General features: G+C 52.7%; 10 protein-coding genes and 1 tRNA gene. 3 read left to right on the top strand and 8 right to left on the bottom strand.

The genetic code is table 11. The features are described from left to right. Positions 1-274 precede the first annotated feature (274 nt). From ACP7DD_RS16940 to ACP7DD_RS16950, 3 genes are all read right to left on the bottom strand, one after another. A complete protein-coding gene (locus tag ACP7DD_RS16940; RefSeq protein ID WP_426175974.1) occupies positions 275-1,372 on the bottom strand; it encodes an alpha/beta hydrolase in 1,098 nt (365 codons plus the stop codon). Positions 1,373-1,565: 193 nt separating this feature from the next. Beyond that, positions 1,566-2,543, bottom strand: a complete 978-nt coding sequence (locus ACP7DD_RS16945; RefSeq protein ID WP_426175975.1) for a trypsin-like serine protease — start codon at positions 2,541-2,543, stop codon at positions 1,566-1,568. Beyond that, complete coding sequence (locus ACP7DD_RS16950) at positions 2,540-3,919, bottom strand: hypothetical protein (RefSeq protein WP_426175976.1); 1,380 nt, start codon at positions 3,917-3,919, stop codon at positions 2,540-2,542. Before ACP7DD_RS16950 ends, ACP7DD_RS16945 begins: the two co-directional genes overlap by 4 nt. Before the next feature lie 839 nt (positions 3,920-4,758). Here ACP7DD_RS16950 and ACP7DD_RS16955 point away from each other — a divergent pair. Then, positions 4,759-5,109, top strand: coding sequence for a hypothetical protein (locus tag ACP7DD_RS16955; RefSeq protein WP_426175977.1), 351 nt, complete (start codon positions 4,759-4,761; stop codon positions 5,107-5,109). A gap of 696 nt (positions 5,110-5,805) precedes the next feature. Here ACP7DD_RS16955 and ACP7DD_RS16960 read toward each other — a convergent pair. Then, positions 5,806-6,228, bottom strand: coding sequence for an H-NS family nucleoid-associated regulatory protein (locus tag ACP7DD_RS16960; RefSeq protein WP_426175978.1), 423 nt, complete (start codon positions 6,226-6,228; stop codon positions 5,806-5,808). Between the two features lie 252 nt (positions 6,229-6,480). On the opposite strand from ACP7DD_RS16960, the gene ACP7DD_RS16965 reads away from it, so the two are divergent. Then, a complete protein-coding gene (locus ACP7DD_RS16965; protein ID WP_426175979.1) occupies positions 6,481-8,091 on the top strand; it encodes an ATP-dependent nuclease in 1,611 nt (536 codons plus the stop codon). A gap of 184 nt (positions 8,092-8,275) precedes the next feature. Next, positions 8,276-9,145, top strand: a complete 870-nt coding sequence (locus ACP7DD_RS16970) for a hypothetical protein (RefSeq protein ID WP_426175980.1) — start codon at positions 8,276-8,278, stop codon at positions 9,143-9,145. Positions 9,146-9,703: 558 nt separating this feature from the next. Here ACP7DD_RS16970 and ACP7DD_RS16975 read toward each other — a convergent pair. From ACP7DD_RS16975 to ACP7DD_RS16990, 4 genes are all read right to left on the bottom strand, one after another. Further along, a complete protein-coding gene (locus tag ACP7DD_RS16975) occupies positions 9,704-11,434 on the bottom strand; it encodes a DUF6538 domain-containing protein (RefSeq protein ID WP_426175981.1) in 1,731 nt (576 codons plus the stop codon). Between the two features lie 105 nt (positions 11,435-11,539). Beyond that, a tRNA-His gene (locus tag ACP7DD_RS16980) sits at positions 11,540-11,615 on the bottom strand. An 83-nt stretch (positions 11,616-11,698) separates the two neighbouring features. After that, the gene (gene murI, locus ACP7DD_RS16985) at positions 11,699-12,547 is read right to left on the bottom strand and encodes a glutamate racemase (protein ID WP_426175982.1); all 849 of its coding nucleotides are present in this window, start codon (positions 12,545-12,547) and stop codon (positions 11,699-11,701) included. A gap of 3 nt (positions 12,548-12,550) precedes the next feature. Beyond that, the gene (locus ACP7DD_RS16990) at positions 12,551-14,092 is read right to left on the bottom strand and encodes a fumarate hydratase (RefSeq protein ID WP_426175983.1); all 1,542 of its coding nucleotides are present in this window, start codon (positions 14,090-14,092) and stop codon (positions 12,551-12,553) included. Positions 14,093-14,095: the final 3 nt, after the last annotated feature.

Consider the following 14,095-nt stretch of genomic DNA (forward strand, 5'->3'; position numbering starts at 1 on the left):
GGCTACAATTTTACGGACGAGGAGACCCAAGGTAGTGACACGCAGTATGGCTCAGCTTGGGTGGTAGTTGCTAAAACCGCGGCGTCTGACTTGCCACAATTCCCGCGAAATAGTCAGCAGAGCCACAGTCCGAAGTGCACACCGTTGTGCAAAGAGGTCGCCTGCCTGGTGGGGCTGGCGGTCGCTCAAATGGATGCAAATTTAATCTAGGTCCCCAGCTGAGAGGAAATCGACAACCGCGGATGGGCGTAAGTATTCACAGAGCCGCTTTTGTCTAGGGGAATGCATAGTACTGCGGCGATTTCTCCGGCACGCCCTTCAACCCGCTCCGTTTGCTTGCTCTAGTGCCGTCACGAATCAATGTCTGAACATCGGTTAAAAGGGCGCGGTTGCTGAGGGTATAGTCGTGTCCCATAAAGTTGGTTTCGATTTTGGACGCATCTACTAAATCTATCCCTTCAATCCCTATCGCTTCTCCACCCATGTCACCAAGCCTTGGCCATTTATGGAAGTCGCGGGAAAGTTGTAAGGCTTTATCATTCTTGGATGCGTATACAGTCACCGAAGTCCCTAGTTGGACGAACCTAGGTGCAATATCCGTGCGAAAGATAGAAGCATTTATATCGGGTGCGGCGAGAATTAATTGCGTAAATCGCTGTTTAAGTTCGGGCCTTTTTTCGAGAAGGTTCGCTAATGCGTTGACCGTGGGCCGGTTCCCCATGCTGTGAGCAATGACGTATATGCTGTCAGCCGAAGATTTATCCGCAAAGTCCGCCAAGAATTCTTGAAGATGACTTTGCGTCCACGCGGCTGATTCCTCATCAGTCGGATACCCCTGCGGGGTTGCGCGTGAGGGCCAACTATAAAATACGGGCAAACACGGTAGATTTATGTCTGCGGCAATTTGCGCTGTGCGTTTAGCTGCATCTTCAAACGAATTGTTGTATCCATGGATGTAGATAAATGCGGGTCGTTTACTGTTACTCTGCATCGCCTGTCTAATGTTTCCGAAAAAATCATCTCGACCAAGCCTGGAAACTTTATTTATTAAGGTAAATTTACTTGCGTCGTCTCTATAGAAAAATTCATACCACTTGGGTTCCGGAATTTCCCCGATTTTCCGGTCAGTTGGCAAGCTCACTGATACGGTACCGTACGAAATATTCGGTGTTACCTCATTGGGCTGACCGTCAAAGTATGTGGAACTTCCGACATATTTTCTGTCAGTCGCATAATAAATCAGAACTTGAATCGCGCCATTCAACGAATTGGAAGGCGGGGTTACTACGACAGGCGTAGGAGCCGGAGCCGGAGCCGGAGCCGGAGCCGGAGCCGGAGCCGGCGGCACTTCCACAACCACCGGTGCCGGCATGGGCTCCGGTATTGCAGCAGGGGTCTGCAACATCACTGAGGAACACGCCGAAAGCGCACTAATCGACCCTGCCAACGCTATTTTGCCGAGAATGCGTCTTGACGTAGACGAGACCGACTTATTAAAAAATAACATCATTAACCCCCGGGTTAGAGTCTAATTTAGCAACGAAAAACGGTGATTTTTGGATGTATTACTGTACCAATTCGAAGTCAATCGAGAATCTGCCCGGACGGAATAACATAAACGCGGGGATAGCAAAGGCCATTCGCTGAGTCTCGTCGCCCCAAAAATGCATTCCATGGAGAGTACCGTTTTGCTCCATAACTGGGGAGCCACTATCGCCAGGCGCAGTATCGGCAAGAAACTGGTACGCAGCTTCAATTACAACGTCGCCACACCCCGGGTAGCGAAGAGGGACATTTGCCCATTCTTTTACGAACTGTGCAGCGCGGGGACCGTTTGGGGTAAAAATTGCGCAGGCGAGCGGACGATTAGTTCCAGGCTCAACATAGCGCGGCATCACGCCATTTGCGTTCCAAAATATCTCTGATGCTGGATTTGCCAACGCAATTGCGGCATCTAGGCAGGGCTTGCCGAATGCCGACATCGTGAGGTACTCATACAGCCGACCAACGACGTTCGGAGAGGAGCGCGGGCGAATATATGTATCAGTAGCTTTAAGTTGCGGATTAAGCAGCGAGAGCGCTAGCACATGATGACAACCTAGTAAGAATCGATTGGTTGGTTGTTTTTTTTGGACCACTATGCAGCATGCCGCGCCGCGTAGCGATAGTGCTTGATTGGCTGTTGCAGATGAGCTTATGCCATTAGCCAAGTTTTGCATGGCGTGAGGGACTCCATTCCCGAGCTCCTCCACATCCGTCGGAATTTTGTAACGGGTCCGATTCATTCCATTGTGGACGTAGGCAGTAATATAAGGCGGCACCGGTTTAGCAATGCCGGCTTTCTTTTTATCTACTAAAAATCCGATGCATACCTCGGCTAAAACTTCGCCCCCCGTTTTCTTGTATCCTGCGCCGATAGCGCATACGTCGAATTTCTTAATCAAGAATTTTCCTCGATTCGCGCAAACATGTCGAACAATTGCAAGTTTTTCATCCGGTGTCAATGCACTGAATTTATTTGCAACTCGACGGGCTTGGTTCATTTTTTTGCCTCGGTAATCTCGATGTCCTTTGGCTGGAACCGCGATTGCGATTCCGTCGAAAGAAATATCTTGAGTTGTTCCACCGTATTAAGTTCAGGAGGTTTGTTGGCGCCGCCTATTAAAGTCGTCGTTCCCTTAAGCTTTACGCCGTCTACTTTGAATCCGCTGAGCTTCCAATATTCCAGCGTGGGGCTCTTGCGGTTTGCAAGGAGTGCATTGGCGTTTTTTTCAAAATCCTGCACGTCAAAGTTTGCTGATTCTGTCTGATATGGTGAGGGTGGTGGCGCGTAACCCGTCGCCTCGCCTGTTGCTGGGTCGAAGTATCGCTGTAGATTCATTGGGCTGTCCCCGGAAGGCTTGGTTGCTTCCACGACAACAACCTCATATGTATTGAATGCTACATTCGTGTAAGGGCGTAAGGGCAAGAACCTTCTTTGTCCTTCTGCTAAAGGGGTGGCGTCGCTAGCCCCTGTCACTTCTTTCGGCTTTAGAATTGGATAAAGCCCAGGCGCTGCCACCGTAACTTTCGTAATTTTTATCGACACCCTTGTCCCTGCAGTCATGGCTGCAGTATCCAAGGCCCCTTGCGGAGCACCGGAAACAGCACTCAATGGCATGATTTTGCTCGTCGCCAATTTCCCAAGAGCTGCGAAACTGGTTGAATAAAAATCCAGCAGAGGTTTTACAACAGCACTGTTATCGATTTTGGCATCCAAGCCGTAAAGGCCCCATCCTTGTGTCATGGTAACCGCGATATTGGCGTTGCCTAGCCCTGGCTTACCCTGTACAACGTATTTTTCGTCAAAATCGGGCATCCACACGATATCGAAGAATCGCCTTCCCAGCGTCGGGGTAAATATCGCGGTCGTATTAGTAACTGATATTCCATACTTACCACTACTCGGCGTGTCAGTGGTGCTTGTAGTGGAGGGCTTTGCCGGTTCATCCTTTTCATCCACTTTTTTAGGTTCTCCGGGCGCGGCTGGGGTTGGCGTTGTCACCGGTGTTGTTTCGGTAGCTCCTTGCGGCGCGCCAGAAACCGTGTAAGCGTCCCTTGGATTTCGAACCGCGCTAATAGGAATTCGAGTTGCAATGTCCTTTCCTAAATCACTTTTAAATAAGCTCGACATTTCATTTTTGTCTTTGACATTGTCTATCAGTAAATATTTTCCGTCGGGTGAGAGTACTCCTGAAACCAGATAGGCCGTTGAGCCAATTACAAACGGTTCGAAAACCTGCACATAAGGACGGGGTAAATAGAATGGAATACCCTCAGGCTCCGGCTGAGTTGAAACCTTTAAGACCCTGACGCCAGCGCAGCCCCCTAAGACAAGTAATGATGCAGAAATCAAAAGGACATTGCTCGTGACGCGCATATGTTTCTCCTTGTTATTTTCTAGAAAAAGACCTGAAGCGAGACGCTGCTTATCGATGAGTGTAATGAGGGATGAGACCAACGGTCGACGTCCGGGTGCTGTGCAGATATCAATGCAGCCTACATCTCGTCCAATTATTGCAATTAAATCTACGCTATTTCATTTGGAAATGATACAAATTTGAAAACTATTGCGTTGGATTGTGGAGTATTTGCAACGTTGGAACTTAGTGTTAATTGCAACGCCAATGTTGATAGCCGTTAGGCAGTACGTAAAACGTTGCGCAGGTGGAACGTTGAAGAGCCAAACAGAGTGGTTTCCACCATTCCTATCCCCGCCCTCAAGGGCGGGTCAGTCCTTGCCGCCGGCGGGCCGGATGCCAAATCCGCATCCAACCAAAGCCTTTGAGCGTAAAGGCATTTTCGATGCCGTCAAGGGTTCCCTTCGCCGGGCGCCTACCTCCATTGACCGCACCGAAGATGCCGGTGCGCTGGAGTGTTGCCAACCGCCAGTTAGCTGTAACCGTGCGTGCCATCCAGCCCTTTCCGCGGATTAATACCAGGGGCTTGTTAGGGCCGACAAAACGTTGGCGGCGCGTGTTGACGGAGGTGCCATCGCTACGAGACCCGCCATACTACTTTGGTGCCCAGGCCGCCACCAGTTGGCCAAGCAGAACTTCATAGCAGTGGCGCGATGAGCGCTGAGGATTGAGCGCTGTGGGTTGGCTTGGGGGAAACCAGACCCTCTTCCGGACGTTGGTGTTGAGCATCCGATATACCAGGTGCAACGGGGTATGATGTGTACCCTCTACTGACCAGCAATTTCATCAGGCATGCAGCATGGCACAATATGGCGAATGGACTCAAAAAGGCGCTACGCTAGGCGAGGTAACTGCTCAAGAAGAGTACGGCATGAGCCGGGAGTTGATTATCGCGGGCATCGAAATCGGTACGCTTGAATACCGGGACGGTGCGGTATGGGGCAATCCATATCTGCGGCTACTGCGGAGCCAACTCGAAGCCCATATTGCAGCGGAACTTGGTGCCGGCTATCTGGCCAACGTGAAGAACCAGGCTGAGCTGCGCGTGGTGCAAAAGGAAATCGCCGCGACCGCCAAGAAGCTGATGCAGCTTCAAACGCGGAGGACCGAGCTTGAGGCATCGTTGGTCAATGCGAGGAAAACAGACTGACTGTCGGAGGTTAGTCTGTTACAGGCGGCGAGACGAGAAGGAGTATCCAGATAATCACGATGAGGGGTATGTCTGCTTGAAAGCGTTGCATGACGACCTTCAACAGGGATACGATGAAACCTACCCGAAACGACCACCTCCTAGGAGGCGCGCTGTTGGCTCATAGGCTAGAAAAACCCGTCGGCCAATTGCAGTTGATTTGCTCGCGGCAGCATCGCCCCGTTGCTGTACATGCCGAGTCCTGCGGAGCTGGTCGTGACAAGCGCTATCGGCCTCATTTGCCGCCGACAGCAGCTATTTTAACCTCGACACGAATTCGATTTGAATGACCAAAGTTCCGCCAAAACTTCAACCCTGGTTTGACGCGCGGCGTCGGTTCAAATTGAGCCACGCGGAAATCCAGATGGCCCGTGAGCTGGGATTAAATCCAAAGAAATTCAGTTCCTTGGCCACCGAGACGCAACAGCCATGGAAGCTCCCGCTCCGCGAATTCATTGCCGAATGCTATTTCAAGTGCTTCAAGCGTGCGCTGCCGGAACACGTGCGAACCCTCGAGCGGGTAGTCGACGCCGATGTTGTTCGGCGAGAACTATCGAATTGTACGCCGGGTACCCAGACCTAATTTAACTTGACCCAGGTCTGAATCGCGGCTAGGGCATGCAGGGTATGTGCGGCTGGGCCGGCCTCTGAATCGAATTAGTTCGCAATCCGAAACTGCTCCTTGTCCTTACCAACAAGCCAGCGTGGCGCACGACCACGGCCCGTCCAGGTCTCGCCAGTTTCAGGGTTCTTGAATTGCGCTGCGACCGAGCCCTTGGCTTTCGTAGCCTTCGTACTGCGCGCGGAAGAGAGGTCGGCAACGGTAACTCCATGCAGTTGCATCAAGTCCTTAATTGTCTTGATTGCGCCATTGATTTCATCTTTGCGGGCAGCTTCTGCGAGGGATTGCAATTTTGCGATTTGTTCAACATACTCTGCGTACGATGGCATCATTTTTCCAATATGGTCGGTAGGGGTTTGAAGCGGCGATTGAATATACACGCAATGTAACACGTCGACAAGGGGGCCGGCAAATCTGAAGTAATTTTCACTGATTGGCGACGAGAGTGACCTGTTCAATTGGCGCTCGCGCTTATTTACTGATGAAAGCTACTTTCACTCGTTCGCATGAATGGACGCTGTGCGATGGATTTGGGGCGATTAAGCGATGAGATGGATGAGCTGTTCGAGGAGTTTCAGGTTAAGGACTGACGAGTCGTTGCCGTGCCGCTAAAAGGGCCGAATTGTATCACAATGACAATTCGAAGACCCATCGTCGTAGCCATCAACTTGAGCTGACGGTTTCACTTACACTATCCATAGGGATGCCACATGAAGATTTCGAGGCTCGCGATACAGAACTTCCGTTCGCTCAAGGAGGTCGAGTTTTCTCCCGGTGGCTTCAATATCCTCGTTGGTCGCAATAACCATGGAAAGTCAAACATCTTCGAAGCGATTGAGTGGTTTTACTCCGGCAAGGGCGACCCGAATGAGATAAGGTTCTCTGGGGCTGCACTCGACGACGAAACGGTTGTCGAAGTCGAGTTTTCCGGTGCACAGTTGGGCATAAGCCGCATCTCGAATGCGGAAAACCAGCAGAAGCTAAAGAATGTCATCGGCGACCTTGATGTTCTTCGAGTGCGTCGGACCAACAAGGATTTAAAGAACCGTTACGTCTACAACGTTAAGGATGATAAGTGGCAAAAGCAGCCTACAGGCGCAGACAGTGCGTTCAATAATTGCATCCCCCGTTTTGAGTTCGTCCTGACAGACAAAAGTCTCAAGGAGGTATCTGCTTTCAAGACCACCACTCCAATAGGTCAAATGCTTAGCAGTGTGGTGTCCGAAGCTCTTGAGAAGGACACGCGCTACATCGAATTCAAGGAGAAGTTCGAGGAGCTCTTCCAGTCGCCAGATTCAAGCGTGCGAAGACTGTTGCAAGAAACGAGTGAGCGCGTTAGGGCGCATCTCGCACTTCAGTTTCCGGACTGCACTTCCCTTGAGTTCAAGGTGGAGATTCCTCCATTCGAGGAGTTTCTCAAGAGTTACACGACAACCGTCGACGACGGTGTAGAAACAAGCGCGGATGCCAAAGGCGATGGGATGCAACGTGCCCTGATGCTCGCTATCATCAGGGCCCACGCCGACACCCGCCGCGAAGATGCATTAGGGAAGGCGTTCCTGTTCTTCATAGATGAGGCGGAACTGCATCTCCATCCAACGGCGCAGCGGCAGCTTAAGAACGCCTTAAGCAGCTTGGCCGACGGCGTAGACCAGGTATTTATAACAACGCATTCGTCGGTTTTCTTGTCGGACAGGCACGCTCAGCAAGTAGAATTTGTCGTTGAAAAGGAGGAGGGAGCGACGACTGTCCAACGCATGACTAATCGCGAGCGGATGCGTACAGTTTATGACCTTTTAGGTGGTAGCCCGACAGACCTTTTATTGCCTGCCAACTTTCTGGTTGTCGAAGGGCCAAGCGAGGTCAAGTTTCTCGAGTTGGTGTGTTCGCGCCATTATTCGGACAAGCCGCGCATTCATATCGTTGCTGCTGATGGTGATGATGAGCGCCAAGCTCAATACCTTTCGGCCATCATGAAGACGTATGCTCCGCTTGGCGATTCGCCGATATATAAGAGCCGTGCGGTACTGCTGTTCGACAGCCCAACCGGACCAGAGAAAGCACGGCGGTTGGAGGCGTTTTTAAATGAACACCCCGACATCCGTGACAGTGGACGTGCCCATACCCTGCCAGCGTTAGGCCTGGAGGATTACTACCCCATTGGACTTCGCAACCAACATGCCAATGTTCAGCAAAAGGTGAAACTAGCCGGTATCATGGGCAAGAACATTACCCGAGAATCATTCGAGCAAGATATGCTGGTAGCGTATGCCGCTCTTGGGGCATGTTGGGATAAGGCCTATGGCGTAGCATCCTTATGAGCCGCGCCCGCAATGAACGTGGGAGCGCTTGAATTGGCGAATTGACCGCTACCAGCCGAAAGCATTGTTTTATAAATTTGATGACAATTTCACATGCACGCGATTATCCGACCTGGCCACCACCGTAGTCGTGGAAATCTCCAGTCTTGATTAATTTTAGTAGAAATATTCTCTCTTACAAAAAATGACTCCTGCCGAATTTGAAGAAAAAGACTACGAAGGTCCATTATATAATCAGTTGCTTTGTGGAAATCACAGAATTAATACCCCCGGACAGGTATTTGAGAATGCGTTGGGGATTGATTGCTCGTTGGAGGCGCATCACGCTATTTTTTGGGATTACTTTAACTTTAAAAACATCCCTAACGGTATTCTATTAACGGACTATAGGTGGGGGTGGGTCCACCGGAGACATGGTAAGAAATTGAGGATTTCGAAGTTCCCGGTAAATCTGTTGATACAAGCTAAGCGTCCAGACACCTTGGTTGGCCCAAATGGAAAATTTATCACGCTGGGAATTCCGAATGGATACTGGCGTTTCGAAATCAACAAGCACCAGCAATCGCTTTTGAATAAATTGTCGCGTCGACTGAACCATCGTGCGTTGGTAGTATATGCCTCGCCGGCCTTCGATACATGGAATGATTTAGATAATTACATGGAGTCCCAACAAATAGTCGAGAACTCGTCGTTCGTTAATGTAGAGCGGATGAACGGTCATCATACTTGGAATTATAATAAAGCGGGCTGTGTTGGAGTGGGTGCTTCTGAGCCGGAAGAAATAATAGATAAGAGTTTTCAAGAACAATTAATATCAAAGTTGGCCGAAAGCAAAGATGATTTGGACCCGTTCGAGCATTTATTGCTTTTAGATAATGCGATTCAAGAAGTGATTGCTTCCGACCCTTACAATCCAATATGTGTGTCGTTCTACAGGCGTTTGAATTCAATTGTTTTGCCTAAGGAAAACGAAGTAATGTTGCGGTTTTTAAGGGTAAAGATATTTTTTTACCTCAATAATGTTGAATGGTTTGGTGCTCATCGCGAGCGTTAATTTCGAAAATAATAAATATCAATTTGCCTGGGGATGCAAAATTCGGTCTAATCCTACTTTGGATTTTTGGCATGATTTATGAGCTGGAGGAACGCAGAGAATTTTTCCTAGATAGGCGGGTGCGTCGGCCAGAAGCCACGATTTACCAATCCGGCCGACGTCAACCATTCTGCGAAAGGCAATTCACATCGATTAGCCAAGCCTACACAGCTGGTCGCCTACGCGCATCAAAATCTTCCCTTCACTGTTCATAATCCGTTTTATCTTTGCCATTTGTATAGTTGGCGAAGGCGCAACCCGCATTCATATCCTCTGCGACTTTGGGCGATAGTGAAATGTTCCCTGTTCGCTTTCACATACAGGAGTCACCCGCTCTATCATTATTTTCGGTCCACAACACTCTTAGTGTGAGTGTGACCTAACCCACATGGGGGAGTTCAATGTTTCTGTAGCTAAGCTGAAAAACGAAAAGCCCCGAAGTGCGGTTTAACTGATGCATATCACGGTGGTCGACAACTAATCTTACAGCCGGAGACTTCCCGCCATGCAATTCGATGCTCATTTCGTCGCCGAATTGCGTTTCTCTTTTCTCCAATATCCTACGCCGGGCTGCCAAGGAAGAGCTGGAAGCGCTGGAAATTTAATCTTGCTGAACTCTTCATGTATCACGTGGAATGGAACGCCCGAGCCGTAATTATCCGTTATAGTGCCGTCGCCGCTGGCATGACCAAGTATGCGTTTCATGGGTTTGGTATCTATCTTAACGGCTTCCATGAGGTCCTTCATGTTGTGCCTGAGCGAATACAGGACCTTTTTTGGCGAGGTAAAGCCAAGCTCGGTCTTGTAGCGCCCGAACCATTTGGAGAACGCGCCGCCCAATTTTCCGTGAAAGTCTTTGGATAAAGTAGGGAACAGGCGCGTTGAATCTTGACCCCGTACCCATTCGACGTATCGGAGAAAGCCAAGTTCAATCAATTCCTTGGCAATCGGAAGTTGCCGACGGGATGAGTTATTTTTGAGCAAGCGTTTTTCACGCGCATCTTTCTCGCTGTTCGAGTCGTCTTCGAACAGACAGTCATCGCCGTCCAGCAAATCGGTGATGACGAAGCGCCAGCCGAGCTTTTCGTCTCGTTGAATATCAGAAAGCTCTAATCCTGCGATTTCTTCAGGACGAGCTCCCGTATAAAACATCATGAGAGGAATCCAATATGAAGCCTCACCCGCCTGGCCGGATGAGCGCAGGTGTTGAGTAAACACTGATGAGCCGAAAAGGACGTCGATATCCTGCAGTGTGAATGGCAGACGCTTTTTCTCTCCTTTTTCCTTCTTGGACTCCTTGAACCCCAACGTATTTTCAGCAGGATTACTCAAGAGTAAGTTTTTGCCAACGGCGATTCTAAAAATCTCCTTTAGTTTGTTGATGCGGCCGTTAATGGTCGGCACTTCGAGCTCCGCCTTCTTCATGCCGCTTACAAATTCCGAGATGTGCTTTGGAGTCAGTTCCGCAGGGCCTTTCAAGTTTAGGTCGGCAGCAAACATCTTCAGTTGTCCCCACGGCGTCTGGTAGCCTATAACCGTGGATTTGGGACGGTCATTTACGTAATCTTGCCATGACTTGAACACTTCATCCCATCCTGAACCAGTGGAGGTTTCGATTCCGATTTTTGCTGGGTGTGAGACCTCGGGGGCGACAACGTCGGTGTTGACGGCGTTACCCGCTTGCCGTGACAATTGAAGGTCCAAGGTCTTCACGACGGTTTCGAGGAAGATGTAGCCAGCCTTTTGGGCTGCTTCAGCGCTCAGCTCGGCATCGAGACCGCAAAGGTGCATGAAGCCGAGCATTGCCGGCAAAATCGGTTTGACCTGCCCACGCGCAAGCAATTTCCCGAGCTCCGTGCGCTGTTGCGCGAGAACTTCTCCATGTTCATCGAACTCGTCTTCGTCCATTCCATTTTGGCGGACCTCCGCGTCGCGTAGCAGGACTCGGTGAGCCCAGTACTGCGCAAGGCCGCAAATCTGCTCGTCGGTCAACGATTTAACATGGGATAGCTTTAATGCTTCATTGCGCTCTTTCAGCGAAACAGAGTGTGCGGCAAACTCGGCGTCGATGCGAACCTGTTCAAGTCGAAGCCGTTTGGTTGCTTCCCCTTTGTCTGAAGTGCGCAGGCTTCGAACGATTTCGGCCTTGCCGGTAGGGTAAGCTGACAAAATTGCTGTGGGGATGCGGCGGCGAATGTAGAAATTGCCAGTTTTTCCGCGGGAGAAGAGATGCTCTGATGTAGATTTCACGTTTTTGCTCCAGTCTGTTGTTGTGTAACAGGCTGTGTAGCAACTACGCTTATTTATCTTATATTCCGCCTTGCATTTCAATGAAATCAAGGGGTTATGAAGAAATGGGGTGGCTGATGGGGCTCGAACCCACGACAACAGGAATCACAATCCTGGACTCTACCAACTGAGCTACAGCCACCACTGACCTACAAAGTTCCGATGCTCCCGGAACAGAGCGAGATTATACAAAGATCCGGGGAAACAGGCAAATCTAATTGCTGATCACGCCGAATCGGCTGACTTTGTTCCGAGTTCGACTTCCTGCACCGCTACCGCCAGACCCAGCAGGCTGGCAAACGCCACCGTCAGCGCTGTGCCGCTGGCCGTGGTGTAGCCGTCGAGCAATGCAGCAGCACCCCCTTCGGGGCGCTCCTTGCCGCCGGCCAGCAGCAGCCGGCCGAGCTGACGGGCCACCGCTTCGCCAGTGTCGACCAGCACGATGGCGCGCGGCGTGGCGGCCGCGACGATCGTCTCGATCGCCGCCTGCACCAGGGGATAGTGGGTGCAGCCTAGCACCAGCGTATCGACACCCTGGTCGAGCAGCGGCAGGATGTAGCGTTTCACCATGGCCGTGGTGGCGTCGGAATCGAGCTCGCCCAGTTCGATCTGGTCGGCCAGGCCGGTGCAGCCCTGCAGCAGGAACTGGGCGTTGCTCGCCTGGCTGATCTGCTCGCGCAGCAACAGGAACTTTTCGCCGGCAAGCGTGCCATCGGTTGCCAGCACGCCGACCTTGCCGTTGCGGCTGGCGGCCGCGCCAGGCTTGAGGCCGGGCTCGACGCCAACGATCGGCATGTCCGGATAGTGCGCGCGCAGCAGCTTGATGGCGGCGACGGTGGCGGTGTTGCAGGCCACGACCAGCGCCTTGGCCCCTTGCGCGACGAGAAAGCCGGCGATCGCCAGCGAGCGCTCGGCAACGACCTGTTCGGTCTTGTCGCCGTAGGGCGCAAACGCGGAATCGGCAAAATACAGCAGATGCTCGCGCGGCAGCTGCGCGCGGATGTGGCGCAGCACGGACAGCCCGCCCACACCCGAGTCGAACACCCCGATCGGGGCGTGGGCAGCAGCGTCCATCGATTACGCGACGACGACCGGAATCTGGCCGACGCTGGAGAGCGATTCGATCTTCGCCGCCCATTCCTTCGGTCCGGTGGTATGGACCGAGGTGCCGTTCGAATCGACGGCGACCGTCACCGGCATGTCGGTGACATCGAACTCGTAGATCGCTTCCATGCCCATGTCGTGAAAGCCGAGCACCTTGGCGCTCTTGATCGCTTTCGACACCAGGTAGGCGGCGCCGCCGACGGCCATCAGGTAGGCCGACTTGTGGCGCTGGATCGATTCGATTGCCACCGGGCCACGTTCGGCCTTGCCGATCATCGCGATCAGCCCGGTTTTCTCGAGCATCATGTCGGTGAACTTGTCCATCCGCGTGGCGGTGGTCGGGCCGGCCGGGCCGACGGCTTCATCGCGCACCGGGTCGACCGGGCCGACGTAGTAAATGACGCGGTTGGTGAAGTCGACCGGCAACGGCTCGCCCTTGGCCAGCATGTCCTGGATGCGCTTGTGGGCGGCGTCGCGGCCGGTCAACATCTTGCCGTTGAGCAGCAAGGTCTGGCCCGGCTTCCACGCGGCGACTTCTTCGCGGGTGAGGGTGTTGAGGTCGACGCGGCGCGATTTCTCGGTGTCCGGCGTCCAGTGCACCTCGGGCCAGGAGGACAGTGAAGGCGGCTCGATGTAGGCGGCGCCGGAGCCGTCGAGCACGAAGTGAGCGTGGCGCGTGGCGGCGCAGTTCGGGATCATCGCGACCGGCTTGGACGCGGCGTGGGTCGGATACATCATGATCTTGACGTCGAGCACGGTGGTCAGGCCGCCGAGGCCCTGGGCACCGATGCCGAGGGCATTGACCTTGTCGCACAGCTCGATGCGCAGTTCTTCGGTCTTGTTGCGCGGGCCGCGCTGCTTCAGTTCGAACATGTCGATATCGTCCATCAGCACTTCCTTGGCCATCAGCATGGCCTTTTCGGCGGTGCCGCCGATGCCGATGCCGAGCATGCCGGGCGGGCACCAGCCTGCGCCCATCGTCGGCACCGTCTTCATGACCCAGTCGACCAGCGAATCGGACGGGTTGAGCATGACGAATTTCGATTTGTTTTCCGAGCCGCCGCCCTTGGCCGCGACCTTGACGTCGACGGTGTCGCCCTCGACCAGCTCCATGTGGACCACCGCCGGCGTGTTGTCCCTGGTGTTCTTGCGATCGAACTGCGGGTCGGCCACGATTGACGCGCGCAGCTTGTTGTCGTCGAAGTTGTAGGCGCGGCGCACGCCTTCGTTGATGGCGTCGGTGACGGTGCCGGAGAAACCTTCGAAGCGCACGCCCATGCCGATTTTCAGGAAGACGTTGACGATGCCGGTGTCCTGGCAGATCGGGCGCTTGCCTTCGGCGCACATGCGCGAGTTCGTCAGGATCTGCGCGATGGCGTCCTTGGCGGCCGGGCTTTGCTCGGCCTCGTAGGCGCGCGCCAGGTGCGCGATGTAATCGGCCGGGTGGTAGTAGCTGATGTACTGGAGGGCGGCGGCGACCGATTCGATCAGGTCTTCCTGCTTGATGACAGTCATGAA

Origin of the sequence: Massilia sp. TWR1-2-2 (assembly GCF_049897565.1) — a bacterium.
Lineage (GTDB): Bacteria > Pseudomonadota > Gammaproteobacteria > Burkholderiales > Burkholderiaceae_D > JAFCUW01.

What these genes read in the sequence shown, in the direction of transcription:
- ACP7DD_RS16965 (WP_426175979.1), top strand. Translation starts at nt 6,481, where the DNA reads ATGAAGATTTCGAGGCTCGCGATACAGAACTTCCGTTCGCTCAAGGAG.
- ACP7DD_RS16990 (WP_426175983.1), bottom strand. Translation starts at nt 14,092, where the DNA reads ATGACTGTCATCAAGCAGGAAGACCTGATCGAATCGGTCGCCGCCGCC.
- ACP7DD_RS16970 (WP_426175980.1), top strand. Translation starts at nt 8,276, where the DNA reads ATGACTCCTGCCGAATTTGAAGAAAAAGACTACGAAGGTCCATTATAT.
- ACP7DD_RS16940 (WP_426175974.1), bottom strand. Translation starts at nt 1,372, where the DNA reads ATGCCGGCACCGGTGGTTGTGGAAGTGCCGCCGGCTCCGGCTCCGGCT.
- ACP7DD_RS16950 (WP_426175976.1), bottom strand. Translation starts at nt 3,919, where the DNA reads ATGCGCGTCACGAGCAATGTCCTTTTGATTTCTGCATCATTACTTGTC.
- ACP7DD_RS16955 (WP_426175977.1), top strand. Translation starts at nt 4,759, where the DNA reads ATGGCACAATATGGCGAATGGACTCAAAAAGGCGCTACGCTAGGCGAG.
- ACP7DD_RS16945 (WP_426175975.1), bottom strand. Translation starts at nt 2,543, where the DNA reads ATGAACCAAGCCCGTCGAGTTGCAAATAAATTCAGTGCATTGACACCG.
- murI (WP_426175982.1), bottom strand. Translation starts at nt 12,547, where the DNA reads ATGGACGCTGCTGCCCACGCCCCGATCGGGGTGTTCGACTCGGGTGTG.